This is a genomic window from Campylobacter sp. IFREMER_LSEM_CL2151 (genome assembly GCF_025771725.1).
GTDB classification, from domain to species: Bacteria; Campylobacterota; Campylobacteria; order Campylobacterales; family Campylobacteraceae; genus Campylobacter_D; species Campylobacter_D lari_C.
In genome coordinates this window covers 163623-189513 of sequence record NZ_JAKMQT010000002.1, presented here as the reverse complement: position 1 = coordinate 189513, position 25891 = coordinate 163623, and the positions used below count along the sequence as shown (strand labels likewise).

Annotated in this window: 25 protein-coding genes; 4 read left to right on the top strand and 21 right to left on the bottom strand. The window is 30.3% G+C overall.

Going from position 1 to position 25891, the window contains the following annotated elements; all coding sequences use genetic code 11:
- The first annotated feature begins 43 nt into the window (after nt 1-43).
- The 3 genes from L8V82_RS02745 to L8V82_RS02735 are packed head-to-tail and all read left to right on the top strand — an operon-like array spanning nt 44 to nt 1470.
- Nucleotides 44-463 carry a copper chaperone PCu(A)C gene (locus L8V82_RS02745; protein WP_263677113.1) on the top strand — a complete coding sequence of 140 codons (420 nt, stop codon included), beginning with the start codon at nt 44-46 and terminating at the stop codon, nt 461-463.
- The gene (locus L8V82_RS02740) at nt 463-909 is read left to right on the top strand and encodes a hypothetical protein (RefSeq protein WP_263723924.1); all 447 of its coding nucleotides are present in this window, start codon (nt 463-465) and stop codon (nt 907-909) included. Before L8V82_RS02745 ends, L8V82_RS02740 begins: the two co-directional genes overlap by 1 nt.
- A gap of 3 nt (nt 910-912) precedes the next feature.
- Nucleotides 913-1470 (top strand): SCO family protein, encoded by a 558-nt coding sequence (locus tag L8V82_RS02735; protein WP_263723923.1) that lies wholly within the window; start codon nt 913-915, stop codon nt 1468-1470.
- Nucleotides 1471-1481: 11 nt separating this feature from the next.
- Here the strand turns inward: L8V82_RS02735 and L8V82_RS02730 are convergent, their stop codons facing one another.
- From L8V82_RS02730 to mapA, 6 genes are all read right to left on the bottom strand, one after another.
- Nucleotides 1482-2684 carry an ABC transporter permease gene (locus L8V82_RS02730; RefSeq protein WP_263723922.1) on the bottom strand — a complete coding sequence of 401 codons (1203 nt, stop codon included), beginning with the start codon at nt 2682-2684 and terminating at the stop codon, nt 1482-1484.
- A gap of 62 nt (nt 2685-2746) precedes the next feature.
- Complete coding sequence (locus L8V82_RS02725; RefSeq protein ID WP_263723921.1) at nt 2747-3193, bottom strand: hypothetical protein; 447 nt, start codon at nt 3191-3193, stop codon at nt 2747-2749.
- A complete protein-coding gene (locus L8V82_RS02720; RefSeq protein ID WP_263675521.1) occupies nt 3169-3687 on the bottom strand; it encodes an LPP20 family lipoprotein in 519 nt (172 codons plus the stop codon). Before L8V82_RS02720 ends, L8V82_RS02725 begins: the two co-directional genes overlap by 25 nt.
- Nucleotides 3688-3748: 61 nt before the next feature.
- Nucleotides 3749-6316, bottom strand: a complete 2568-nt coding sequence (gene gyrA, locus L8V82_RS02715) for a DNA gyrase subunit A (RefSeq protein ID WP_263723920.1) — start codon at nt 6314-6316, stop codon at nt 3749-3751.
- A 21-nt stretch (nt 6317-6337) separates the two neighbouring features.
- On the bottom strand, nt 6338-6919 hold the full coding sequence (locus tag L8V82_RS02710; RefSeq protein WP_263723919.1) for a ComF family protein: 582 nt from the start codon (nt 6917-6919) through the stop codon (nt 6338-6340).
- A complete protein-coding gene (gene mapA, locus L8V82_RS02705) occupies nt 6916-7563 on the bottom strand; it encodes an outer membrane lipoprotein MapA (protein ID WP_263675524.1) in 648 nt (215 codons plus the stop codon). The genes L8V82_RS02710 and mapA overlap by 4 nt, the downstream gene beginning before the upstream one ends.
- 204 nt (nt 7564-7767) lie before the next feature.
- Here mapA and L8V82_RS02700 point away from each other — a divergent pair, with 204 nt between their 5' ends.
- Nucleotides 7768-9129: a DASS family sodium-coupled anion symporter gene (locus L8V82_RS02700; protein ID WP_263723918.1), complete on the top strand. Its 1362-nt coding sequence runs from the start codon at nt 7768-7770 to the stop codon at nt 9127-9129.
- Here L8V82_RS02700 and L8V82_RS02695 read toward each other — a convergent pair.
- The 15 genes from L8V82_RS02695 to guaB all read right to left on the bottom strand — a co-directional run bounded on the left by L8V82_RS02695 (nt 9111) and on the right by guaB (nt 25882).
- Nucleotides 9111-9749, bottom strand: coding sequence for a thiamine phosphate synthase (locus tag L8V82_RS02695; RefSeq protein WP_263723917.1), 639 nt, complete (start codon nt 9747-9749; stop codon nt 9111-9113). The genes L8V82_RS02700 and L8V82_RS02695 overlap by 19 nt on opposite strands.
- Nucleotides 9739-10872, bottom strand: a complete 1134-nt coding sequence (gene thiH / locus L8V82_RS02690) for a 2-iminoacetate synthase ThiH (protein WP_263723916.1) — start codon at nt 10870-10872, stop codon at nt 9739-9741. The genes L8V82_RS02695 and thiH overlap by 11 nt, the downstream gene beginning before the upstream one ends.
- Before the next feature lies 1 nt (nt 10873).
- Nucleotides 10874-11632, bottom strand: coding sequence for a thiazole synthase (locus tag L8V82_RS02685; RefSeq protein ID WP_263723915.1), 759 nt, complete (start codon nt 11630-11632; stop codon nt 10874-10876).
- Entirely contained in the window at nt 11632-12432 is an 801-nt protein-coding gene (thiF, locus tag L8V82_RS02680; RefSeq protein WP_263723914.1) for a thiamine biosynthesis protein ThiF, read from the bottom strand. Before thiF ends, L8V82_RS02685 begins: the two co-directional genes overlap by 1 nt.
- Nucleotides 12429-12620 carry a sulfur carrier protein ThiS gene (gene thiS / locus L8V82_RS02675; RefSeq protein WP_263723913.1) on the bottom strand — a complete coding sequence of 64 codons (192 nt, stop codon included), beginning with the start codon at nt 12618-12620 and terminating at the stop codon, nt 12429-12431. The genes thiF and thiS overlap by 4 nt, the downstream gene beginning before the upstream one ends.
- 8 nt (nt 12621-12628) lie before the next feature.
- Nucleotides 12629-13729: a succinyl-diaminopimelate desuccinylase gene (gene dapE / locus L8V82_RS02670; protein WP_263723912.1), complete on the bottom strand. Its 1101-nt coding sequence runs from the start codon at nt 13727-13729 to the stop codon at nt 12629-12631.
- 3 nt (nt 13730-13732) lie between these two features.
- Nucleotides 13733-14326: a LysE family transporter gene (locus tag L8V82_RS02665; RefSeq protein WP_039628698.1), complete on the bottom strand. Its 594-nt coding sequence runs from the start codon at nt 14324-14326 to the stop codon at nt 13733-13735.
- The gene (locus L8V82_RS02660) at nt 14320-15018 is read right to left on the bottom strand and encodes an SIR2 family NAD-dependent protein deacylase (RefSeq protein WP_263723911.1); all 699 of its coding nucleotides are present in this window, start codon (nt 15016-15018) and stop codon (nt 14320-14322) included. The genes L8V82_RS02665 and L8V82_RS02660 overlap by 7 nt, the downstream gene beginning before the upstream one ends.
- A gap of 43 nt (nt 15019-15061) precedes the next feature.
- Entirely contained in the window at nt 15062-18928 is a 3867-nt protein-coding gene (locus L8V82_RS02655) for a restriction endonuclease subunit S (RefSeq protein WP_263723910.1), read from the bottom strand.
- Nucleotides 18929-18936: 8 nt separating this feature from the next.
- Nucleotides 18937-21135 (bottom strand): endonuclease MutS2, encoded by a 2199-nt coding sequence (locus L8V82_RS02650; protein ID WP_263723909.1) that lies wholly within the window; start codon nt 21133-21135, stop codon nt 18937-18939.
- Nucleotides 21135-21482 carry a hypothetical protein gene (locus L8V82_RS02645; protein ID WP_214100544.1) on the bottom strand — a complete coding sequence of 116 codons (348 nt, stop codon included), beginning with the start codon at nt 21480-21482 and terminating at the stop codon, nt 21135-21137. Before L8V82_RS02645 ends, L8V82_RS02650 begins: the two co-directional genes overlap by 1 nt.
- A complete protein-coding gene (murC, locus tag L8V82_RS02640) occupies nt 21475-22767 on the bottom strand; it encodes a UDP-N-acetylmuramate--L-alanine ligase (RefSeq protein ID WP_263723908.1) in 1293 nt (430 codons plus the stop codon). The genes L8V82_RS02645 and murC overlap by 8 nt, the downstream gene beginning before the upstream one ends.
- A gap of 709 nt (nt 22768-23476) precedes the next feature.
- Entirely contained in the window at nt 23477-24265 is a 789-nt protein-coding gene (locus L8V82_RS02635; RefSeq protein ID WP_263723907.1) for a carbon-nitrogen hydrolase family protein, read from the bottom strand.
- A complete protein-coding gene (gene xseB / locus L8V82_RS02630) occupies nt 24258-24431 on the bottom strand; it encodes an exodeoxyribonuclease VII small subunit (protein WP_039628709.1) in 174 nt (57 codons plus the stop codon). Before xseB ends, L8V82_RS02635 begins: the two co-directional genes overlap by 8 nt.
- Nucleotides 24431-25882: an IMP dehydrogenase gene (guaB, locus tag L8V82_RS02625; protein WP_263664221.1), complete on the bottom strand. Its 1452-nt coding sequence runs from the start codon at nt 25880-25882 to the stop codon at nt 24431-24433. Before guaB ends, xseB begins: the two co-directional genes overlap by 1 nt.
- Nucleotides 25883-25891: the final 9 nt, after the last annotated feature.

Below are 25891 nucleotides of genomic sequence, written 5' to 3'. Positions count from 1 at the left end.
CGTGTATAATGTTTATAATTGACTAAAAATATAAAGGAAAATAATGAAAAAAATACTCAGCTTAGCTCTTTTAAGCACTTTTACCTTAGCTAACAACATCACTGTAAATGATCCCTATGTAAGACAAACTCCACCAAATTCTAAAACCACAGCCTTTTTTTTAGAACTTAAAAATAATTCCAATCAAGACATAAAACTCATCAAAGCCCAAAGCTCATTAAGTGATACAACTGAAATTCACGATCATATCATGGAAAATGGTAAAAAAATGATGGTACAAATCCCTCAAATTACTATAAAAGCTAATTCAAGCGCTGAACTTAAACCAGGTGGCATGCATATTATGGTTTTAAATCTTAAAGAAAATATCACACCTCAAACCAAAGCTAATTTAACACTTTATTTTGATGATAATAGCACAATCAAACTAAAAGATATCAAGTCAAGAAGCATTAAAAAATAATGAAAAATCTACTTGTCTTTGCCCTAGCTATAGTCTTTGCTATATGCGGGGCTTATTTTTATACTAATTCATCAAATACCGGAAAAAAAAGAGAGTTAATCACCACTCTAACGCCTTTAGCATGCGATCTAAATACCCAAGAGTGTGAGTATAATTTTAAAGATAAAAAGGTATTAGTAAATTTAAATCCAAAGCCTATAGCCGCATTAAACGAGCTTGATTTAAATATCACTAATTTAGGTGAGTTTAAAAAACTAAATGCTAGGGTTTATGGGCTTAATATGTATATGGGAGATATTGTTCCACAATTTAAAAAAATCAACAACACTTATCATGCTAAATTAGTTTTAAGTTCTTGCACACTAGATGTGATGCGTTTTAGAATAGAACTTTTTGATGATGAAACTCCGCTAGATTTTTATTTTGACTTTGATGTAAAAAGGTAAAATATGAAAAAAATAAATATTTTTTTATTAATTGTGGTAATTTTTGGGGTGTTTTTTATATCTGTGCAGTATTTTGAAAATAACAAATACAATTTTCACTTAAATTCCGAAAAAGGCATGCTTAGTTTAAAAGATTTTATCGGTAAAAAATTAATTGTATATTTTGGCTATACATATTGTCCTGATGTTTGCCCTAGTGAGCTTGCATTGATTGCTAATGTTTTAGAAAAAATGCCAAATAAAGAAAAAGCTCATGTGGTATTTATCTCACTAGATCCAGCAAGAGATAACAATCTAACTCAAACTAGTCAATGGGTAAAATATTTTTATCCAAATTCTACTGCTTTAGTTGCTAAAGATGAAAAAGAATTAGAAAAAGTTACTAAAAATTATGGCGTGGTATATGAAAAAATCAATCTTAAAGATTCTGCTATGGGATATTCTATAGCACATAGTGGCGAATTTTATCTGATTGATGAAAATGGAAAATTTATTAAAACCATCAAAGATATTAGCTATGAAAGCTTTTTTAATAAAATTCAAAAATTCTTAAACGAATAAATTTTTACAATTTATTCGTTTCTTAAAGTATCTAAAATATCTACTTGAGTTGCTTTTTTGGCAGGATAATAAGAAGATAAACTTACAATCACAATAGCTCCAAAAAGTGTAGTGCAAAAATCAACAAAAGAAAGTTCTAAAGGCAATTTACTCATACCATAAACATCACTTGGCAAAGAGATAATGTCAAAATTTCCAAGCACCCACAAAGCTATAGCTGCAAGAATCACACCTGCTATAATGCCACTTCCACCTATTAAAAAACCTAAAGAAAAAAAGGTTTTTTTAATCTCTAATTTACTAGCGCCCAAAGAAAGCAATAAAGCTATTTCACTGCGCCTATTCATCACTATCATTAATAAAGAACTTACTATATTTAAACTTGCAACTAAAATAATCAACATCAACACAATAAACAAAGCTCTTTTTTCTAAAGCTAATGCTGCAAAGAAATTCCCATTTTGTTCCCACCAACCTATGCTAGCATACCTTGCACCCAAAAAAGCTTCAATTTGTTTAATATCTTCAAAGGGTTTATTTGAATACACATGTACTCCATCATAACTTCCTTGAGGATATGATAAAATTTTAGCCAAGGCTTTAGCATCTGTATACATATAAGCTTTATCATAGGCTAATAATCCTGAAGAAAAATCAGCCTTAACATCAAATCTTTTAACCTGCGGGATAAGCGAAAGCCCACTTGCATTTAGATTTGAAAAAATTAGAGTTATTTTTTCATTATAATCAAGTCCAAAATCATCCTTTAAACCCTTGCCGATTAAAATATCAAAATTATCTAATTTTTTATTTTCTAAAGCTTGTGCTATGACTTCGTTAATTTTTTTTTCATCTTCAAAATTAACCCCAAAAAGCATACCGCCTTCTAATTTTAAATCATTTCTTGCTATGACTTGAGTAGCAATATAAGGACTAAATAATAAATTTGGAAATTTAACTCTTAATTCTTGCAATAATTTCTCATCCACACTCGCTCCAAAACGCGGTAATATAGTGATAGGATAATTCATCGTAAAAAGTTTTCTCTCAAATTCTTTATCAAAACCATTCATAATTGCCATTGCAACTAAAAGCACGCAAAGCCCTATGCTTACACCTAAAAAGGCTAAAATTTTTGAAAGCATGATAAAGGGTTGATCTTTATCAAAACGCAAATATTTAAATAATAAATAACGAGGGATACTTTTTTGCATTTTATACTCTTAATATTTTTTTAAGTATTTTAACTTGATTTTTATAAAAGCTAGCTTTGTATTCATTTAAGATAATATACAAAAGCGCTATTATCGTGAAATTCAACTATAAATCTTAAAGGCAAAATTCTCACATAAGTTTCACTTTGTGCGCTTGCTTGTTCACTTTTTACAAAATCTTTTACATCTATTTTTGAATTAAAAAAGCAATCAATTAAATCATTTTTATGAGCATTTAAAAAGTTAAATTTATCTAACTTTGTCATTTGCTCTTCATCTACCATACCAAAATCATTGCGTATTAAAGATTTCAAATCACTTGGTGTATATACTAACTCACAAGCATATTCTAAATTCTTTTTTTTGCTTTTAGTCATAGCTATAGAAATAGTTTCATTTTGATGATAAAGGATAAAATTTTTATTAGAGAGTTCTGCCCAAAATATAAATTCATCTTGGGCAGTGGCATTAAAAATTATAAGGATTAATAAGCAAACAATTCTTTCCACTTGTCAGCATCGATTTTAAGTTCTACATTTACTCTATAAAGACCATCTTTAAAATCTTGATCAACCACACTTGCATTTTTAATCAAACCATTTACCTGCGCTGTGATAGTTGAACTTTTAAGCATTGCATCTTTTACTGTATCTTTACCATTAACTCTTACACCATATAACTTACTAGCTAATTGTCTATAAGCATCAGTGATTGCTGCTCTTTTAGCCAAAGCTAAAGCTTGACCAACAGAAACTGTATTTAAAGGAGCAATACCCTCACCCACTGCTGTAAAAGTTAGATCATTGTCTGTACTTGTATCATTTGCAAGCATTTTTTCTTCTCTAATGATATTACGCACATCATCTTTATCTACTTTTTGAACCACAACATCAGAACTTGCAGCTTGAGCAGCTTGAGTTTGATTTGGATTCACACCTCTTTGATCTAGCGCACATGCACTAAAACCCAAAGCCAAACAAAACATAAAAACAACTTTTTTCATTTTTTACACCTTCAATTTATTTGATTTTATTAAAACAGCAAAAAGCATTCCAAAAATTTTACTATTCTAAATTTAAATCCATATTAGTTTCAGCATCTAATTCCTCATCTTCTTCTTTAGGACATTTAGCAATGCTTACAACCTCATCATTTTCAACATTAACAACAATTACACCACTTGTATTTCTACCTGCTTTTCTAATACTTTGCATATCAACACGTATCATCTTACCACTGCTTGTTAATGCCATCAAATCCATACTTTCATCAACTATAACTATGCCGATTAAGTCTTTTGTTTTAGCAGTAAGTTTCATACATATTACACCCTTACCACCTCTACTTTGAAGTCTATATTCTCCAGCATCAGTACGCTTACCTATACCTTTTGCACTTACGCTTAAGATTTCTTGAGCGTCATTTTCTATAACAACAGCACCCACAACCTCATCATCTTTTTCTTTAAATTTAATCGCAGTTACCCCTCTACTTACACGGCCAATCTCTCTAACTTTAGCAAGCGGAAATTTAATACACATACCTTTTTTAGTAACTGCAAAAAGCATTTTACCGCTAACATTTTCAAGCTCTTCATTAGGTTCAAGCATTTCATTTTCTAAATTTTCTTCATAATTTTGCTCTTGTGTTTCGCTTTCATCTCTTGCTACGATAATTGCAGTAACAAGCTCATCATTTTCATCTAGATTAATCGCTTTTACACCCACGCTTCTAATGTTTTGATATTCGCTTAAATTTGTGCGTTTTACGATACCATTTTTAGTAAAGAAACACAATGATTTGCTTTCATCAAAATCAGTGGTTGGGATAATTGCCATGATTTTTTCATCTGCTTGTAGATTAATGAGATTAACCACAGCTTTACCTTTAGCAGTTCTACTTCCTTCAGGAATTTTATAAACTTTAAGCCAGTAAAGTTGCCCACGATCAGTAACAAACATCAAGGTATCATGTGTGTTTGCTGTAAAGAAGCTTTCAATAAAATCATCATCATAAGTTGTAACTGCAACCTTACCTTTACCACCACGTTTTTGTTTTTCATATTGCTTGCTTGGGACACGTTTGATATAACCACGATGAGTAATGGTAACTACCATATTTTCATTTGGTATTAAATCTTCTATATCAATATCATCATAATCATCTTCAATTTGAGTGATTCTTGGTACATCAAATTTGCTTCTAATTTCTTTTAATTCATCTTTGATTAAATTTTCAAGCAAAGTTTCGCTTTTTAAAATTTGATCAAGTCTTTCAATTTCTGCTAATAATTCTCTTAATTCATTGTCAATCTTTTCTCTCTCAAGCCCTGTTAAACGGCCTAACTTCATATCTAAAATAGCATTAGATTGAAGCTCGCTTAGGCCAAATTTTTGCATTAATAAATTTTTAGCCGTTGGGTTATCAGGAGAGTTTTTAATCAAAGCTATCACTTCATCAATATTATCTAGAGCAATTTTTAAACCTTCTAAAATATGCGCTCTAGCTCTAGCTTTTTGCAACTCATAAATAGTTCTTCTAATAATTACAGTTTTTCTATGATTTAAGAATAAATTTAAAAGTTCAATTAAAGAAAAAACTTTTGGTTCTTTATTGTGTATAGCAAGCATAATCACACCAAAAGTGCTTTCCATAGTGGTAGATTTAAAAAGATTATTTAACACAATCTCACTCATAGCATCGCGCTTTAGCTCAATCACCACGCGAATTCCTTCTCTATCACTCTCATCTCTAACTTCAGCAATACCTTCGATTTGTTTTTCTTTAGCAAGTTCAGCAATTTGCTCTATCAATCTTGCTTTATTAGTTTGATAAGGAAGTTCATCTATTACAATAATATCTTTATTAGCTCTTTTTTCAATATGGGTTTTTGCTCTTACTTTTACCCTACCACGACCTGTGCGGTAAGCTTCTATAATACCCTTTTTACCAAAGATAATACCACCGGTTGGAAAATCAGGGCCTTTGATAAATTGCATTATTTCTTCTAAGCTTGCATTTTTATTATCAATTAAATAAAGCAAACCATCAATAAGCTCATTTAAACTATGCGGAGGAATATTAGTAGCCATACCTACTGCAATACCACTTGAACCATTAAGTAATAAATTTGGTACCCTAGCAGGTAAAACATCAGGTTCACTCATAGAATCATCATAATTTGGTATAAAATCAACCGTATCTTTTTCTATATCACGCAAAAGTTCTTCAGCTAAAATCGTCATCCTAGCTTCAGTATAACGCATTGCAGCAGCGCCATCACCATCAATAGAACCAAAGTTTCCTTGTCCATCTACGCTTGGATAACGCATAGAAAAATCTTGCGCCATTCTTACTAAAGCATCATATACAGCTGTATCACCATGTGGATGGTATTTACCGATTACATCACCCACTATACGTGCTGATTTTTTATACGCACTACGACTTCCAACACCTAAATCATTCATAGCATATAAAATTCTTCTATGAACAGGTTTAAGCCCATCTCTAGCATCAGGTAAGGCACGACCTATAATAACACTCATAGAATAATCTAAATAACTACTTTTTATAGAACTTTCTATATCTATATTTTCAATATCTGAATCTTTAGTAAAAATATTTTCCATAAAAATCCTTAAAATTAATGCCTATATTGTATCAAATTTTGCATTAGCTAAAACTAAAGCAAAAAGTACTTCGATATTATTTTTTTCTAAAAACTCTTTTGCTTCAAGCAAACTTAAACCCGTAGTTACCACATCATCTACTAAAATCACAGGGTATTTTGGACGCTTTAAAAGCTTATAAGATCTTTTATTATCTTTACGAAATTGCAAACTTTTTCCACTATATTTAAATTCTGAATTAGCTTGTAAGGTGCAATACATAGGTTTTATAAATTGAGTTTTTAAATGTTTGGTTAAAATAGCAGTATGAGAGTAGTTTTTATATGTTTTATCATCTAAGGCTATGGCGTTAATTTCACAAGAGGGTTGAAAAAAATCTTTAAATTTGGCAAAGCTTAATTTTGCAAGCGCATTTAAAACAAAATATCCTTGAAATTTGTGTTTAAAATAAATTAGATGTTTAATTTGTTCATATTGATAAAAATAATAAACTTTAAAATTTCCCTCAAGTTCTCTTATACCCAAAGAATATTCTAAAAGCTCTTCCTTGCAAGCTGGACAAAAGCTCGCAAAGGAAAATCCATGGCAGTTAAAACACCTCACAAAGAGCTAATGATATCTGCGGATTTATTAGCCACTTGCTTTATAAGAAGCTGAGTGAAGAAAGGTAAATCTTTTATATTATAAAAACCTTTAACTTCTTGTTTAGTTTTAATATTAATAGTTTTATTAGTATTAATATCTTTTAATGTTAGCTGACTAGCAATAATTGAAAATAAAGAATTAGAATCAAATTTAGAATAAAAATCATTAAAACTTAAATCCACTTTTAAAACATAAGGAGAATCTTGTGTATTTTCAACCACCACTATACCTCTATTTTCTAACTCTTCTTTTAAAAACACATAAAAATAGTAGTTAAAATTCTCATTAATATAATAATTATTTCCATTAGAAGAGGAATATTTTAAGTTCTCATTTAAATCATACACTCTATGAATATAAACTTTTTTCAAAGAAACACTTTTATCAAGCGTTCTTTTGTTTGCACAATACTTAAGCCCTACATCACTAATATATACAAGGCCTTTAATTTTTGCTTCATAGGCTTTAGGGCTAGAAGGATTATAACATTGTGCTTGAATTTTTATAACTTCATTAACCTTAGCTACACCTTGATTTTTAGAATTTATGGCACAAGCACTAAAAAATAAAGCTAGAGTCAATATAAATATTTTTTTAAACATGTTCTTTCCTTAGAATCATCTTTATTTATAGATGATTTTTAATTAGCAAAAATTATACCAAAAACAAATAAATTTTACTAAAACTTACTTTTTTTCACACAAGAAAAGTTTTATATAAAAAAATTTATATAAAAATTGACATTTAAAAGAAAATTCATTTAGAATATGTTACAAAACTACAATATTTCAAAGGAGTTATTAAAAATGAGTTCAAATACAAAAACACTCATAGTCATTGCTGATTTGGTGTTATTTATCGCTTTGCTTTATTTCTCCCCTTTTGGCGAAACTAAAGTAAATCAAGGTTTATCATTGTTAGTTTTTATTGCTATTTTATGGCTTAGCGAAGCTTTACATGTTACTATTACAGCTATTTTAGTGCCTGTTTTAGCAGCCATCTTAGGATTATTACCTACTGCTAAAGCTTTAACCGGCTTTGCTGATTCAAATATCTTTTTATTTTTTGGTGGTTTTGCTTTAGCTGCAGCTATGCATCATCAAAAACTAGATAAGCTAATTGCACATAAAATTTTAACCCTAGCAAAAGGACATTTGGGTTTATCAAGTTTGTATATTTTTATTACCACTGCGTTTTTATCTATGTGGATGAGTAATACTGCAACAGCTGCCATGATGCTTCCGCTTGCTATAGGTATGTTAGCTTCACTTGACCCAGAAAAAGATAGAAACACTTATGTTTTTATCCTTTTAGGTATAGCTTTTAGTGCGAGTATAGGTGGTATAGGCACTATAGTAGGAACTCCACCAAATGCTATCGTTGCTACTCAATTACACATTAGCTTTGCACAGTGGTTAAAATATGGTATTCCTATTGTTTTAATCTTCTTACCTGCAATGATTTTAATTTTGTATTTTATGTTTAAACCTAAATTTAATCTACAAGTTGATTTACACACTGAAAATATAGAACTTACAAGACCTAGAATCATCACTTTAATAATCTTTTTAGTGGTTGCTCTATCTTGGATTTTTAGTGGCAATATAGGTCCTATCATCACGAGTGTTTTTGGACATAAAATAGCAAATCTTGATGCAATTATTGCTTTATTAGCTGCTGTTTTAGTATGTGCTTTTAAAGTGATTGATTGGAAAAATATACAAAAAAATACTGATTGGGGTGTATTAATGCTCTTTGGTGGAGGTATTACTCTAAGTGTGGTGCTAAAAGATTCAGGTGCTAGCAAGGTTATGGCTGATACTATTATTTCATTTATAGAAAATGGGCATTTATTTGTTATAGGTTTAATCGTGGCCTTTTTTATAGTATTTTTAACAGAATTTACCTCAAACACTGCTTCAGCAGCCTTACTTGTGCCTTTATTTATCTCTATTGCAGATACTTTGGGTGTTCCTGCTTTAGGACTTGCTTTAATTATTGCTATTGGTGCTTCTTGTGCTTTCATGCTACCAGTTGCTACACCACCAAATGCTATAGTTTTTGGTACCGGTCATATCAAACAACAAGAAATGGTAAGAGTAGGAATTATACTAAATATATTCTGCTCAATTAGTCTTGCAATAATTGCTTATTTCTTCTGGTTATAATCTTTTAGTCTTTTTTGGACTAAAAGATCTTTACATTTTGAAATATATTTTTTTACATTTTCGCTTTTATACAAAGCTTCTCTTATACACACACCTGCTAAATTTAAATCTTTTAAGTGGTTTATAGTTTGAGTATTTATACCACCTATAGCATAAATGGGTATTTTTGAAACTTTTAACAAATCATTTAAATTTTTTATACCTTTTGGAGTCAAATCAGCCTTACAAGAACTTTCAAATACATGCCCAAAAAAAGCATGACTTACTTTAAGCTTATAAGCTAAATCTAATTCTTCTTTAGAATGGATGGAAGTACCCAAAAACTCAATTTTTTTATAGCTTTGTGGGTAATTTTGTAAAACAAATAAAGGAGCATGAAAAAATTGATGATTTAATTTTAAACAAGTTTCATAATAATAATGCAAAAAGCAAATCTTTTGAGTTTTATTAAAAATTTTTAATACTTCTTTGGCTAATTTAGTATATTCTAACTCATCTAAATGTTTTTCTCTAAGCACCAAAGCATTGATACTACTTTGACTTAGTTTTTCAATAAAATTTAAAAAATCTCCTTGAGTATTTTGACTATCACTAATAGCAATGATTTTTTTATCCCACATAAATACTATCGCTCATTATAGCTTGCAAATTTGCATTTTTTAACATAGCTAAAACCTCATCAACACTACGCATATCGCTAATTTGAAACTGATCATCGCCTTTTTTATCACCTTGATGCTCACCTACCCCCACACTCACGCCTGCACTCATTTTAGTAGCTCCAAGTTTAATAACCCCATCTCTAAATCCTGCTCTTTCACGCGTAGAAATAGTAATACTTGCAAAAGGCAAAAACAATCTATAAGCACATAAAACTTGCAAAAGCCTTGTTTCGCTCACATCTTTTGGATGAATTTTTTTATTATTAATAATAGGTCTTAGTCTAGGGATAGATAAAGCTATTTCAGCATGAGGGTATTTTTGCTGTAAAAAATACGCATGTAAAGCCGTAGCAAAAGCATCTTTTCTAAAATCATCCACACCAAGTAAAGCTCCAAAAGCAACCCCTCTCATACCCGCTTTTAACGCTCGCTCTTGCGCATGAAAGCGATACTCAAATACACTTTTTTCACCTTCAATATGAATTTTAGAATAAGTTTTTTGATTATAAGTTTCTTGATAAACACTTACATATTCACAACCCTTTTCATGAAGCAACGCATATTCATCTACATTCATAGGATAAACTTCAATCCCAACGACTTTAAAATACTCTTTTGCTATCTCACAAGCTTTGGCAAGATATTCTACGCTAGCATACTCCCTGCCCTCACCTGTTAAGAGTAAAATTTCTTCCAAGCCACTTTTTTTAATCTCTTGTATTTCTTTGTGAATTTCAGCCTCATTTAGCTTAGCTCTTTTAATATTATTTCCTTTTTGAAACCCACAATAAGTACATTTGCTATTGCAAAAATTAGAAAGATATAAAGGTGTAAAAAGTGAAATGGAATTTCCAAAATATTTTTGAGTAATCTTACTTGATTTTTGTGCTAAATCTTCTATAAAATCTTCTGCTGTACTTGAAAGCAAGGCTTTTAAATCTTCTAAGTTAAGATAATCTTTAACTAAAGCTTGTTTTACATCAAAAGCGCTAAATTTACTTTCATCAAAATTTTCAACTTCTTTTAAAACCTTAGTTAAAATCTCACTTTCAATACTTTGCATATGAGGATATTTTTGCATTTTAATCTCTTAAAAAACCACTCAAAGGCGAGCTTGCACTTGGCATGCTTTCATTTGCTATGCCTGCTAAATACGCATTATGTCCTGCCTCTATAGCTAAAGCAAAAGCCTTTGCCATTTTTGCTACATCTTTAGCTTGAGCTATGGCAGTATTTGCCATCACTGCACTTACTCCCATTTGCATGGCTTCGCAAGCTTGTGCGGGATTTCCTATGCCTGCATCAACTATAATAGGCAAGCTAATTTCATTAAGTAAAATTTGTATAAATTCTTTAGTTTTTAAGCCTTTATTACTTCCTATAGGAGCTCCAAGAGGCATTATAGCAGCAGCTCCCACACTAGCCATAGCACGTGCTGCATATAAATCAGGATACATATAAACTAAAGGTGTAAAACCCTCATTTGCTAAAAGTTCCACTGCTTTTATACTTTCATAATTATCCGGTAATAAATATTTACTATCGCTAATTACTTCAACCTTAATCATATCTCCACAGCCAAGCTCTCTTGCAAGTCTTGCTATACGCAATGCCTCATTGGCATTTCTTGCACCTGAAGTATTTGGTAAAAGCTTAATGTGCTTTGGGATAAAATCAAGTATATTCTCTATGCCTTTATCATTTACCCTACGCAAAGCTAAGGTGATAATCTCAACTTTTGCTTCTTCAATGGCTGATTTTATAAGCTCAAAAGAAAATTTCCCAGAACCTAAAATAAACCTGGAATTAAACTCATATTTTCCTATTTTTAATTTTTCCATTACTCACTCGCTAAAAGTTCTAAAACTAAATTTGCTTGATGTCCTGCGCAAATATTTACACGCGGTGCCATAAGTCCATTGCCTACTTTTGCCTCATTTTTTAAATCACCACAAACATAAAAGTTTTTTGCAATTTTTCTTGTTTGTATGCTGTTGCTATCACCATATCCTGCTAAACCAGAAGCACAAATTAATGTTTTTTGAGGATAGTGTTGGTGAAAATTTTGTGCTAAAAGGGCTTTGTATTTTGCACTATCAAAGGCTTCACAAACTATATCATCATTTGTAAAAAGCTCAGCTATATTTTCTTTTTCTATTTTTAAAACTTGTGCAAATACTTCTATAAAAGGATTAATTTTAGCGATTTGATCTTTTAAAGCTTCAGCCTTAAATTTACCTAAATCTTCCACCATATAAGCTTGGCGGTTAAGATTGCTTGGCTCCACCACATCAAAATCAATCAAATGAAGCCTACCAACCCCACTTCTTGCTAAATTTATAGCTATATGCGAGCCAAGCCCACCAAGCCCACACACTGCTACACTTGCCTTTTTAAGTTTATCATGAAGCTTTGGAGTATGTCTTGCCCTCATCATCGCATCAAGAGCTTCATATGGGGGTAAAGTATTTTTTTCTATACAAAAAAGCTCATCATTTTCTTTTAGTTCCAAACTTTCTTTTGTCGCAAAACCATTGACTATCCATACATCATTTTCATTTTTACTCACATTTTGAAAAAATTCCAAAGTGTTTTTAAAATGCGTGTTTATCATACTACCATTAAATTTAATTTTCATCAACCACCACCTACAAAAGTAACAATCTCTACTTTATCATTTTCTTTTAAAATTAAATTTTCAAATTTATCCCTTGGGATAATTTCTCCGTTTAATTCTAAGGCGATAAATTCTATTTTTAATTGCTTTTCTTTAACATAATCCATAAATCTAAGCTCTTTTAACTTAAGCTTTTGCCCATTGATAATCATGCTTTATCCTAGTTAAAATTCTCTAATAAATCTTTAAAAACTAAATACAATTTTTCAAGCTCTTCTATACTCACTCTCTCATCAATGGCATGAATTCTATCATTGCACACGCCAAATTCTACTACTTTCACACCAAACTCAGCAAAATATCTTGCATCGCTTGTACCACCTTTGGTGTTAAGTTCTGGCACTACTTGAGTGATTTTTTGTACACTCTCATTTAGCTTTTGTACGATTTTAGAATCACTTTGTGTTAAAAAAGGCTTTGAACTTTGATTTATGCTCAACTCATAATCAAGCCCTTCACAAGTCTTTTCTACATAAGCTTTTACATCTTCTAAGCTAGTTTGTGGAGAATTTCTTACATTAAACATCAATTTTAAATCATTTGGGGTTACATTGCACATTTCCATACCACCGCGTATATCAGTAATAACGATTTTAGATGGTGCAAATACCTCATCACCTGGATCAAGATCAAATCCTGCTAAAAATTTCAAAGCCGAAGCAAAATTATGCACAGGATTAATGCATTTTTGCGGGTATGCTACATGGCCTTGCTTACCTTTGATGAGTAATTTTGCATTGATAGAGCCACGACGCCCTATTTTAATACTATCTCCAAATTTTTTATCACAAGTTGGCTCAGCAACCACAGCAAAATCAGGTAACATATCTTTTTCTTGCATAAATTTAAGCACTTCAAGCGTGCCAAATTTAGCCTCGCCTTCTTCATCACTTGTTAAAATTAATGAAATTCTTCCTTTAAAATTTTCTACTTCCTTAACCGCACACATAAAAGCAGCCACACCACTTTTCATATCTTGCGCGCCTCTTACATAGATAAACCCATCTTTTTCTAAAGGCTCAAAAGGATCACTGCTCCAACCCTCTCCCGCAGGTACTACATCTACATGCCCACCAAAAGCTAAATGTTCCCCATCATCACTAAATTTTTTAGTCAGCAAAAGATTTTTCACACCTTCTTTTTCTATAAAAAAAGCTTCAAAATCACTTAACTCCACTGCAATATAATTTAATGCCCCATCATCATCTGGGGTGATGGATTTAAATTTACTTAATTCTTTAAAAATTTCAACTACTTGCATGTTCTATCCTATAAAAGCTTTATACAGCATAGAAAGAGCAAAATACTCTAAAATAAATGCTGAAAAAAGATTAATGTAAAATATATGTTTGTTTTTTACAAGGGCTTTAAATTTAGACACAAAAAACGATAAAGTAAAAATCCAAAACACAATAAAACCCACCAAACCAAAAAGCAAGGCAAAAGAGTTTTTACTCTGCATGCTAAGCCCTGCTACACTCACCCAAAAGCCTATAACATAAGGATTTGTAACATTTAAGAAAAATCCTTTACTAAAACCTTTTAAAGGATGTGTTTTATTTACCTTGTTAAGATCGACTTTTCTCGTTTTTCTTAGCATTAAAAATACCATAAAACTCAAAAAGAAAAAGCCAAAAACAGCTAGTATTTTATAAAAAAATTCATTATTTGCAAAGCTTAAAAGCCCAAGATTAATCAAAATCAAAAAAAGTATATCAGCACTTAAAGCACCAAGCCCAACACAAAAAGCATTTTTAAAAGAAGATAAAGCAGTATTTAAGATTAAAATATTCACAGGCCCAAAAGGCACAGACACACCCATACCTAAAACTATACCTTGTAAGATTACTTCTAGCATTTTGCTTCCAAGAAATTTTCTATATCAGTTTTGATTTTATCGATGGCTGTGCAAACATCTTCTATATAAACTTTAGTAAAATTACTTTCTAAATATTTATCCTCATCAAGATTATTTAATATACTTTGCTTACATACTCTTGCATACTCTCCCACAGGTAAAACCTGCCCACTTGTGCCTATACATACAAATAAATCGCAATTTTGTAATTTTTCATATAAAATCTTATAATTTGGTGCCATTTCTTCAAACATCACGATATTGTGCCTTATACTTTTGCTTTGACATTTAGGACAAATTTTATCATCACTATTTTCATAGCCTATGTTAAAAATATTTTCACACTCTAAACACCTAAGTTCAGGTAAAAAACCATGCAAATGCACCACTTCTTCACAACCTGCTCGCTCTAACAAATCATCTACATTTTGCGTTAAAATGCTAATTTGTTTTGGAAATTTTTGTTTTAATAAAGCGATGATTTTATGTGCGTGATTTGGCTTAACACTAGCTAGTTCTTTTCTTCTTTTATTATAAAATTCCAAAACTTTTTTAGGATTTTTTCTAAAGCCAGTTGCTGAGCAAACTTCCATCACATCATGCTCTTCCCAAAGTCCACCACTAGCTCTAAAAGTTTTTATACCACTTGGAGCGGATAAACCTGCTCCGCTTAAAATCATCACTTGTTTCATTCAATAAACCTCATAAAATTTATAAAGTTTAGCGAAAAATGCTTTAAGAAAATAAATATTTTTGTAAGATTTTTTCTTTTTCTTTTTCCAATCTGTCAAGTTCTATTTTATATTCATTGATTTTTTTCTCAATCTTGTCAGTTATATCTACTATTTGATCTTGAAATTCTAAAGAAGGAAGTTTAATCCTCAATGCTTTTATTCTATCTATTGAAGCTCTAAGTTTTCTTGAAAACCCTTGTTTTTTACCAGCTTCGTTTAAAACAAAACTTATGTATTTAGCATTTATTTTTGTATCATCAACCCTTAACACCCCGCAATGATCAGTTGGATAAAACTTTTTATTTTTTGGCATAAATTCCACCATCCAATCTCCATCTATACCCCATAAAACAGAATCATTATCATAATTTTGTAAAATTTCTTTATTAACAAATCCAAATACTTCTAATACATTTGCACTATAAACAGGAATTTGTCCATTTTCAAGCAGCTCATTATTTAAAACTCTTTTTCCAATACTTAGTTTAAAAATTGGATTTGATAAAGTGTATTCTTTAATTGTTTTATTAAATAATGATAAAGATTTATTATCTAAATTTATTTTACACAAATTATTAATTTTACCTAAAATAGAATTTAGCTCATCCCCCCCCCCATTATCATCTATAATACCACATTTTTGAAGTATTGCTTTGATTAGGTTTTGATACTCATCTATACTCATTCTTATGGTGCTATACTGCTCTTCTACTTTTTCACACTCTGCAACGATTTGTTTTTGAACTTCAAGCGGTGGGAGAGGAATAAAAATTTCTTTTAAAATTTTACTATTTAAACTTTTACCAAAAGCATTATTTCCTCTTATAGAATTTAAATTTAGTATCTTACTTTGAAAAAAATACAACAAATATTTATCAATAATTTGTTCCCTATTCTTTGGAATAAGTCCAGCTATCGCTTCGTTAGTATATAAATCTTTACCGGCAAGTGCAGTTTTACCTATACTCAATTTAAAACTTAATAAAGTTGTTCCTTTGGGTATAAGTTTAACATTAGAATTTTTAATTGCCTCATTTGTAATTTTCTCTTTTGTATCTAAGATTACTTGTCCATTCATCTCTGCAATAGAAACCCAAAGATTATTACCTTGAAAATAACTAGTATTAGCTCTTGACGGGGTTCCGCCTATTAACACCTCACACACCTCCCCCAATTTCACCAACTCATATTTAGAATTTGCAAAAGGATTAGAGCTTTCATTTTGTGTTGAATTACTAGGATTTAAACTTATAGCTTTATTAAATTCCACTTTTTCAAAGTCCATCATATCAACAAGCCTTGCTTTACTAGCATAGCCTTGCAAATCTTTTGGTATATCGCCAAGAGTTTTTAAAAATGCTTTACAAATTAAAGAATTAAGCTTAGTCTCATTTTGCGGATTACCTCTTTCAAAAAGTGGGCTAAAATAAGGCTCGTGCAATTCTTTTAAACCTTCATCGCCTTTTCTATTGCTCCACTCATAGCCTAAAAATTTCTTTTGTTCTTTTATATCACCTGGGGATTTTATGATTAAAACTTCTTGATTAAGACTTAAACAAAAATAAAGCAATTTATCCTTTTCTATTGCTTGAGTATAAGCTAAAAATGTTTTATCTTCTAAATCTTGCTTATTTTTACTCTCTTTATAAATTTTAGATTCTTTAAGTTTTTTATAATCGCTTGTTTGCTCAAATGCATTGCGATAATCTTTAAAGGCTTCTAGCTCTGCAAGTTTAGAATCTAAGCTGCCATTTAAAAAATTTTCATAAAGCTCTTTATCAAATTTTCTAAAGTCACAATACACATTTAGATAATTTTGATAAAAATTTTCATTGTCTTTTAAATTTTCAGCTTCTATGCGTTCTTTAATCAAACTATAATCTTGAGAAATAAGATGATTTTCTTGTTTAAAAGTTTCTTTTTTGCGTAAAAATAAAATAATCGTATTTGTCCCTGTTGCACCAAATGTTTGATTACCAAGCTCCACAATGGCAATAAAATCAAAATTTTGAAATAATATTTCTCTTGTGTTTTTATAAATAGAACCCTTATTTAAAATAGGACTTGGCAAGATAATAGCAGCTTTTGCATTATCTTTTAAAATTTGATTTGCTCGCTCTATAAAAAAGCATTCGATAGCATTATTTGTTTCTATATTTATATCACCATTAAAAAGTTTATAGGTATTTTTAGATTTATTACTTAAAGTTTCTAAAAATCCTTTTACAGCATAAGGCGGATTTGCTATGAGCAAATCAAAACTATTTGATTCTATTTGTGGTTTTGCCTTTTCACCTTCTAGATTGCTTATATTTGCTAGCTCAAAAGAAGCAAGTGCATCTGCATATAAAATATTAATTTCATTTTGCCCATACATTGCACTTGATACCTTAGAAACCTTACTTAAGCGATACTCTTTTTCAATACCATAAATATTTTTATAATGTTCTTTAAGCTCATCTTCTGTTAGATAACGCTTAAGCTCGTTAGCATAGGTGTTTAAAAAATGTCCAGCACCACAAGCATAATCAATCACCCTTAAAGCTTTAGAGTTTTTGCTTAACATTTCTTGAAGCGGTAAAGAATACATAATAAATTCGCAAATTTGAATAGGAGTGAAAAACTGCCCTTCATCTTGCTTCATACCTTTTTGCAAAAAAAGTTCAAAAAGATTGCCTAAAAATTGATTGGTAGAATTTTGAGTAAGTTTATAATTTGCAAAAAGCTCTACTATTTCTTTTAATACAAGTGCATTTTTTAAGAATAATTCTTTATTATGCACTTCTAAAAATGCAAAATCATTATTTGAATAAAATTTTAATTCTTTAATGTAATTTTGCATTACTTCTTTTAATGTTTTTATCTTTAATTGTTTAAAGTCTTTTTCTATATCTTCATTAGATACAAAGGTAATTTTTTCTCCTAAAAATTCCCTCATAGCTTCTTTATAAAGCCACATTAATCTATCTTGCATATTTGCATAAGTATCCGCCATTACGCCAAAATATCCAAATTTGAGATTGTCTTTATTAAAAGTTTCATCATAAATTTTACAAAGAAAAATATTTACAAGCTTATCAAAGGCGTTTTCCTTGCCTGATATATTATGCTTGCGTAAAATTTTTGCAAATTCATGATATTTACCTTCTTCTTTAAGTTCTTTAAGATTATCAAAAGTTGGAGTTATTTCTAAGATTTTATAAGCATTAACATTTACTTCAAAAATGCCTTGCTCAAAATATTGCAATTCATAACTTTCTTTCCAAGTTTTAAAAAGTTCTATATTGTTATTAGCTTTTTTATAAGAATTTTGCAATTCTTTTTCTTTTAGATATTCTTCGTTGTCAAAAGCTTGTATGATGTAGTTTTTGTATTCTAGTTTATCAATAAAATCACTTGTATAAAGACAAAGGTATTTTACGCCTTTTTCTTGCTGAAGATAAGAAAAAAGTTGCCCTCCATCTTCTTGCATTTTATTCCATTCTTTTGCAAACTCACCATTTTTAAAATCCGTCGTTTTACATTCAATCATCAAATAAGGATTGTCTTCATTATCCTTTACTAAAATATCAGCTTTGCCGCTTTTTGCTTCTCTGCCTAATTTCCATTTTGGTTCTAATTCTAAATGTTCAGCCTTATAACCTTTTTCCAAAAGTCTATGTACGCATTCAAAAACTACAAAATTTTCAGGGCGTGAAAAATTAGAAGTAGATGTATCATGAATTTTGATTTCTTTTGGATAATTAATACTTTGATTTTTATAGTCTACTATAAGTGTATAATTATTGATTGTTTTTATATAATTTTCATTTTCATTTTTAAAACCTAAACTTTCTAAAACTTTTTTTAAATTATCTTTTGTAATCATTTATATCCTTATAGCTTAACCACCTTAGCACCAAAACCACCTTGATTAATCGGAGCGTCATTAAAGCTTTTTACACTCTTGTGAGCTTTTAAAAACTCTTTTACCGCAAAAGCTAATTTTCCTGTGCCTATACCATGATAAACTATCACCTCATCAAAACCTACTATCAAGGCATCAGAGATAAATTTATCTAATCTTTCAAGTGCCTCATCACTTCTTAAGCCGTGTAAATCTAAAGTCATATTTAAAGCACTTGGGCGGGTTATATTGACACTTGATTTTACCTTTTGTGTAGGAGTTTGATTGCTTTTTTTAAGAAGCTTTAAAGGCACACGCAAACTTAAACCATCGCTTTGAATCATCGCATCATTTTTTGAAATTGCAGTGATTTTGCCTTTGATTTTTTCATATTTTACAAAATCCCCCACCCTAAGCTCTTCATTTTGTTCCATACTTGGTAAAACAATGCTTTTTTTAAGCTCATTAGCTTTGTTTAAACTTCTTTGTTTTTCTTTAATATCTTTTAGATTTATTGTTTTTTTAGCTTCTTCTATGGCTTTGTGATATTTAAACTCTAAACTAGAAACAAGCTTTTTAAATTCTTGCTCGTTTTTTTCTTTTTGATCTTTGAGTGAAAGTAAAATTTCATCCACTTTGGCTTCTTTTTTCTCAAGTTCTTCATTTTTCTTACGCAAAGAAAGTTCAAGATTGATATTTTTACTTACCATTTCTTCTAAATTTTCTTTATCTTCGCCATATAGCTTTTTAGCATTTTGCACTAAATTTGCACTTATACCATATCTTAAAGCCGTTTCAAATGCATAAGATTTACCTATGGTGCCTTTTAAAAACTCATATTTTGGGCGTGATAGTTCCTCATCATACAAAGCAGCGATGAGTTCTACTTGTGAATTTTTCGCCAAAAGCATAGCAAGGCGTTTGTGGTGGGTTGTAATGATGATTTTATTATCTTGCTCTAAAAGCTTAGAAATAAGCTCAGTATATAAACACGCAGCTTCTTCAAAATCTGTCCCAAGCTCTATCTCATCAACTCCTAATAAAACATTTTTCTTACCTAAAAGCTTAGAAAAATGCAACATTCTTCCTGCAAAAGTAGAAATATCATTTTTTACATTTTGCGGATCTTCTAAAATCGCATCAAATTCTTTGAAATTTCCTATTTGGCTTTTTTGTGCGTTAATTTTCATAGGAAGCAAATGCTTTGCAAGTAAAGCTGCACTTAAAATTCCTTTTAAAAGCATAGATTTACCACCTGCATTTACACCTGTGATGATTAAAACTTTTTTATTAAACTCTATATTAACGCTTTTTGCATTTTTTAAAGCCGGATGTGCGAAGTTATATAAGCTTAAATTATTAGAACTATCAGCTAAAACAAACTCATAATCATGTTTTTTAGCCATCAAAACTCTAGCACTATAATGATCAAATAAATCAAAAGCATTATTAATAAATTTCAAAAACATCAAATTTTTATAAAAAACCAAGCTGATTTTTTTAGCATACTCATAAAAAATTTCTTCTTTGGCATCTTTGATTTCATCTATTTGACTTTGGATTTTTTCTACACTCAAAGGCACCGCATAAAATCCACCACCACTACTTCTACCTATGATTTTTGCTTTTAAGACATGATTAAACCCACCACGTAAAAGCAAAGCTTCCATACCATTGATAAGATGAATTTGCGTATCAATTAAATAAGCACTAAGATTTTTAGTATAAGTGAGTTTTTTAAACTCAGCTACCAAGCTTTCTTTTTTTATTTTTAAAGCTAAATTTAAATTAATAAGTCTTTCATCGACACTTTCTTTAATCTCACCCTTTTCATCAAAATATTCAAAAAGCTCTAAAATAGCCTGTGGAATTTCTATTTTTAAAAGCCACTCTTTTAAACTTTCTTCAAATTTTAAGCCCTTTAAGTATCTAAAATACATACAGATTTTAATAAATTCAAAGCTTTGACTTAAATGTAAAATTCCTTGCTTGCTAAGATGAGTTAAAGCACTATTTAGCCCTTCTATCATAGGTGGAGGATTAAAATCAATCAGCGAAAGCTCATTGATCCTTTTATAATGAAGCTTGCTATCACCTTGTAAAAAAATTTCTTTATCTCTTGCAAAAAGTCCTCTAAAGTCTTCTATATAGCCATCTAAATCTAGCTTTTTAAAAAATTGCCCTTGCATTATTTATCTACCTTGCAATCTTTTATATCAAAAACATAGGCTTTAAATTGTTTATTTTTGCCATTTGAAATAAAACTTTGTGTTCCATGCTCGAAGTTAAAATACTCTTTGGTGACATTAATATCTTTACAAATTAGACTTTGTCCTTGTAAAAACGCATTGAGTGTTTCTTTTTTTAAAACACCACTTCTTGTAGCACTTAGCTCAAATTTAATCGCAAAAGCAATCATTAAAATCAACACTAAAATCAAAAGATAATTACTAATCTTGCCTATTTTTTTACGCAAAAAAATGAAAAAAAGCAAAATCGCAAAAAAAGCTAAGATATATAAAAAAATCTTAAACATACTTTCCCCTGAGCTTTGTGCTGATATCTCCCGCACCAAAGCCAATTACCAAACCATTTTCAATCAACTCATCATCAAGATAAATAGCATTTTCTTCTCTTTTAATTTCTTTTATAAATTTAGCTTTTGGAAAGTATTTTTGCATATTAATTTCTATTTTAGCTTCCCCTGCTGCATACACAGGTAAAATATAAAGCTCATCAACATTTGCTAAAACCTCGCTAAAATACTCTATATTTGCACTTAAACGTGTATAACGATGAGGCTCAAAAATAGCTATGATTTTTTCATATCCAGCTAGCCTTGCATACTCACTTGCTGCTTTAAGTGTTGTTTTGATTTCTGTTGGATGGTGTCCATAATCATCAATCAAAGCCATATTTTCATTTGCAAACAAAATATCAAATCTTTTTTTAATCCCTTGATATTTTAAAAGCTTAGTTTTTAGCTCTTCTATATTTATAAATTCACTCGTAGCCAAAATAGCCAAAGCAGCGTCCATCGCCACATGCTCACCCATACCAAAAACGCTAAATTCGCCTAAATCTTTAAGTGTAAAATAGGTTTTTGGCTTGAAATTTTCTACTTTCATATAAATATTTGTGATATCTTTGCTTGGGTAAAGCTTTTTTGCATTATTTAAATTTAAGCTTGACAAAAATTCATCTTCAGCATTAATCACTTGAATTTTAGACAAATGCAAAAAGTCTTCATAAGCTTTGTGTAATCTTGCAAGATCGTTTCCATAATGATCTAAATGTTCTGCTTCAACATTAGTCACTATAGCTAAATAAGGATTTGAGTTTAAAAAAGAACTATCACTCTCATCAGCTTCAAAGATGAGATTTTCGCTTTCTTTATAAAGCATATTAGTGCCACTTTCTTTTAACACTGCACCAATAATCACAGAAGCTTCTATCAAGCTTGCTAAAATGCTTGAAGTTGTGCTTTTGCCATGAGCTCCCGCAACTGCAAAAACTCTCTTGTCTTTTAAAATCATAGGCAAGGCTTCTTTTCTTGAAAGTGTTGTGATGTTTTGTTTTTTTGCGCTAATTAATTCTTCATTGTCTTCTTTGATAGCAGCTGAATACACCACTAAATCCACATCTTTGACATTGTCTTTGTGATGAGGAATTTTTATATCTATACCTTCTTTTTCTAATTCTTTTGTGATTTTACTTTCTTTGATATCAGAACCACTAATCTTAAAGCCTTGTTCTTTTAAAAATCTCGCCAAAGCTGAAATTCCAATACCACCTATACCTATAAAATGAATTTTTTGCATTCTTGCCTCAAATTTTTTTAAAATTTAAGGCAAAATTCTATCATTTATTTACTAAAAATAAAATATAAACTTTTTAATGAGTATTTGTTTTATCCTGATATAAATCACATAGCACATCAAAATATTTACATAATCTTATATAAATTATTAATACTAAAATTCCTATATATTTAATTTAGTATCAATGCAACAATATTAAAATAAAAATATTAAGTTGAAATTAATTTAAAAAAAAAATAAAATTGCAAAACATTTTATAAATAAACAAGGAGTAAATTTTGATCAATCCACTAAAAGTTTTTAGCACTATAAATCTAGTATGGCTTATAAGACATTATGCGTTTGCAGCATGTATTTTTTTGTTTTTTTATTTAACCACTCCACCGTCTAGCGACATCTCTTTTTTCATTATGTTAGGAATTAATTTTTTATTATTTCCTTTTGCATGTTTTGTATGGGAAGAGCTAAAAAACATACTGCTTGGAGATAATGTATTTTTTATTAATGCTCTTTTTTTAATCATTACAAAAATCGTTATAAAATTTTTATTATTTATGCTTGCCTTGCCAATTGGAATAATAGGATTTTTAATTCTTTGGTTTATAGTTAATAAACAAAAATAATTAAATCCAAATTTACTATATTAAATTGTTAATTCTAGCAAATTATACTTTATATTAAAAGTATAATTTGTGTTTTAAAATATAAATTATTCTTCATAATTTTTCACAAGCTTATCAAAGCCCCATAAATTTCTAGCTTCATTTGCCTTACTAACTTCTACTACAAGCATTTCTTCTTGATCGCCAAGTTGCTCTTGCACTTCGCCAAAAGCATTAATAAAAAAGCTATCTCCATAAAATTTCCACTCATTTTCTTGCTTTAAATTACCTATGCGATTAACCCTTAAAATGCTTGTTGAGTTTAAAAAGGCTCTTGTTTTTAAAAGTTCTAGCCATCTTTGATTGCTTTCAAAAGTACTAGCTGTGGGAATGATGACTAAATCTATCTTTTTTTTCATGATCATTTGCCAAAAGATATCAAAATGTGCCTCAAAGCCAAAAAGCAAAGCACATTTTAAGCCCTCATGTGTGAAAGTAAAAAGTTTAAGCTTATCAGTTTTTTTATTGTTAAAAAATTTTTCTTCATTCCAGTGTGCATAAGGCATTAAAATTTGTTGTTCGTATACTTTTACATTTTGTGGGCCTACTTTTAAGCATAGTTTTTTTAAGCCATCATTTTCAACACTTATGAAAGGTGCAATAATGTTTAATTCATACTTTTTAGTAAGTTTTATCAAGCTTGCTTTTTTGCTTTGACTTTGCTCTTTGATCATACTTTTTGGCATAGTTTTTAGCTCACTAAAAAAGCTATTTAAAACATACTCACCTAAAACCACCAAATTCGCACCACTTTCCTTAGCAGCTTTTAGATAATAATCAAGTCTTGATTCACTCAAAGCCAAAGTGGGAAATTGCAAAGCTACAACACTACTCATCTACTTGCTCGATTTCTAATTTAGCATTCTCAAGCATAGTTCTTGCTTGTTTGATACTTTTTAAACCTTCTTTATAAATTTCCACACAAGTTTTAAGATCTAAATCTTTATCGTTAAGTTTTTCCAAAGAAAGTTCGGCTTGTTTGATATGATCTTCAAATTCCATTAATTACTTACCTTATAATTTGGTGCTTCAGCAGTGATAGTTACATCATGCACATGGCTTTCTTTTAATCCTGCTGCGGTGATTTCTACAAATTCAGCTCTTTCTTGGAAAGCTTTGATATCTACTGCACCTACATAACCCATAGAAGATCTAAGTCCACCTAAAAGTTGATGAACTACACTTTTTATACTTCCTACATAAGGTACCCTACCTTCAATTCCCTCAGGTACAAGTTTATCTTGAGCTGTACCTTCTTGGAAATATCTATCTGAACTTCCTTTTTGCATAGCACCTAAGCTTCCCATACCACGATAACTCTTATATTGTCTTCCTTGGTAAGTAAATAACTCACCTGGACTCTCATCAGTTCCTGCTAAAAGTGAACCTATCATCACACTACTTGCACCTGCTGCAATAGCTTTTGCAATATCACCTGAGTATTTTATACCCCCATCAGCGATTACTGGCACGCCGTATTTACTTGCTTCTATCGCACATTCATCTATGGCTGAAATTTGAGGCACACCCACACCCGAAACAATGCGTGTAGTACAAATACTTCCAGGCCCTATACCTATCTTAACAGCGTCCGCGCCTGCTTCACATAAATCTTTAACCGCTTTAGCACTTGCAACATTTCCTACTATCACATCTACATTAAACTCAGCCTTAATTGCTTTTAATGTATCAATAATACCTTTAGAATGTCCATGCGCACTATCCATTACTATAACATCAACTTCAGCTTCCACTAAAGCCTTTACGCGATCAAGCTGACCTACACCCACGGCTGCAGCTACTCTTAATCTTCCATAGGCATCTTTATTTGAATTTGGATATTCTTTACGTTTTTTTAAATCTTTTATAGTAATCAAACCTTCTAAACGATTATTTTCATCTACGATTGGAAGTTTTTCTACTTTATTAGTAGAGAAAATCCTTTCTGCATCATCTAAAGTAGAGCCTTTTTTAGCAGTGATTAAAGGCATTTTTGTCATTACATTTTCTACTAAATTATCAAAATTAGTTTCAAATCTCAAATCACGATTAGTTAAAATTCCTATTAGGGTTTTATTTTCATCTACCACAGGAACTCCTGAAATTCTATATTCAGCCATGAGTTCTAGCGCTTCTTTAACGCTTGCTTTAGCCCCTATGTAAATAGGATCCATAATCACGCCACTTTCGCTTTTTTTAACTCTTTTTATCTCTCTAACTTGTGAAGCTATATCCATATTTTTATGGATCACCCCTATACCACCAAGTCTTGCCATCATAATAGCTGCTCTATGCTCAGTAACCGTATCCATAGCAGCTGAAATTAAAGGCATATTTAAGGTAATATTTTTTGTAAGTTTTGTTTTGATATCTACTTCTTTAGGCAAAACCTCAGAATATTGAGGAACTAGTAAAACATCTTCAAAAGTCAAAGCGCGTTTGATGATTTTCATAATTTTTCC

Bases quoted from the DNA above. Each gene is read 5' to 3' on its own strand.
- L8V82_RS02745 (WP_263677113.1), top strand. From the start codon at position 44: ATGAAAAAAATACTCAGCTTAGCTCTTTTAAGCACTTTTACCTTAGCT.
- L8V82_RS02740 (WP_263723924.1), top strand. From the start codon at position 463: ATGAAAAATCTACTTGTCTTTGCCCTAGCTATAGTCTTTGCTATATGC.
- L8V82_RS02735 (WP_263723923.1), top strand. From the start codon at position 913: ATGAAAAAAATAAATATTTTTTTATTAATTGTGGTAATTTTTGGGGTG.
- L8V82_RS02730 (WP_263723922.1), bottom strand. From the start codon at position 2,684: ATGCAAAAAAGTATCCCTCGTTATTTATTATTTAAATATTTGCGTTTT.
- L8V82_RS02720 (WP_263675521.1), bottom strand. From the start codon at position 3,687: ATGAAAAAAGTTGTTTTTATGTTTTGTTTGGCTTTGGGTTTTAGTGCA.
- gyrA (WP_263723920.1), bottom strand. From the start codon at position 6,316: ATGGAAAATATTTTTACTAAAGATTCAGATATTGAAAATATAGATATA.
- mapA (WP_263675524.1), bottom strand. From the start codon at position 7,563: ATGTTTAAAAAAATATTTATATTGACTCTAGCTTTATTTTTTAGTGCT.
- L8V82_RS02700 (WP_263723918.1), top strand. From the start codon at position 7,768: ATGAGTTCAAATACAAAAACACTCATAGTCATTGCTGATTTGGTGTTA.
- L8V82_RS02695 (WP_263723917.1), bottom strand. From the start codon at position 9,749: ATGTGGGATAAAAAAATCATTGCTATTAGTGATAGTCAAAATACTCAA.
- thiH (WP_263723916.1), bottom strand. From the start codon at position 10,872: ATGCAAAAATATCCTCATATGCAAAGTATTGAAAGTGAGATTTTAACT.
- L8V82_RS02685 (WP_263723915.1), bottom strand. From the start codon at position 11,632: ATGGAAAAATTAAAAATAGGAAAATATGAGTTTAATTCCAGGTTTATT.
- thiS (WP_263723913.1), bottom strand. From the start codon at position 12,620: ATGATTATCAATGGGCAAAAGCTTAAGTTAAAAGAGCTTAGATTTATG.
- dapE (WP_263723912.1), bottom strand. From the start codon at position 13,729: ATGCAAGTAGTTGAAATTTTTAAAGAATTAAGTAAATTTAAATCCATC.
- L8V82_RS02665 (WP_039628698.1), bottom strand. From the start codon at position 14,326: ATGCTAGAAGTAATCTTACAAGGTATAGTTTTAGGTATGGGTGTGTCT.
- L8V82_RS02660 (WP_263723911.1), bottom strand. From the start codon at position 15,018: ATGAAACAAGTGATGATTTTAAGCGGAGCAGGTTTATCCGCTCCAAGT.
- L8V82_RS02655 (WP_263723910.1), bottom strand. From the start codon at position 18,928: ATGATTACAAAAGATAATTTAAAAAAAGTTTTAGAAAGTTTAGGTTTT.
- L8V82_RS02650 (WP_263723909.1), bottom strand. From the start codon at position 21,135: ATGCAAGGGCAATTTTTTAAAAAGCTAGATTTAGATGGCTATATAGAA.
- L8V82_RS02645 (WP_214100544.1), bottom strand. From the start codon at position 21,482: ATGTTTAAGATTTTTTTATATATCTTAGCTTTTTTTGCGATTTTGCTT.
- murC (WP_263723908.1), bottom strand. From the start codon at position 22,767: ATGCAAAAAATTCATTTTATAGGTATAGGTGGTATTGGAATTTCAGCT.
- L8V82_RS02635 (WP_263723907.1), bottom strand. From the start codon at position 24,265: ATGAGTAGTGTTGTAGCTTTGCAATTTCCCACTTTGGCTTTGAGTGAA.
- xseB (WP_039628709.1), bottom strand. From the start codon at position 24,431: ATGGAATTTGAAGATCATATCAAACAAGCCGAACTTTCTTTGGAAAAA.
- guaB (WP_263664221.1), bottom strand. From the start codon at position 25,882: ATGAAAATCATCAAACGCGCTTTGACTTTTGAAGATGTTTTACTAGTT.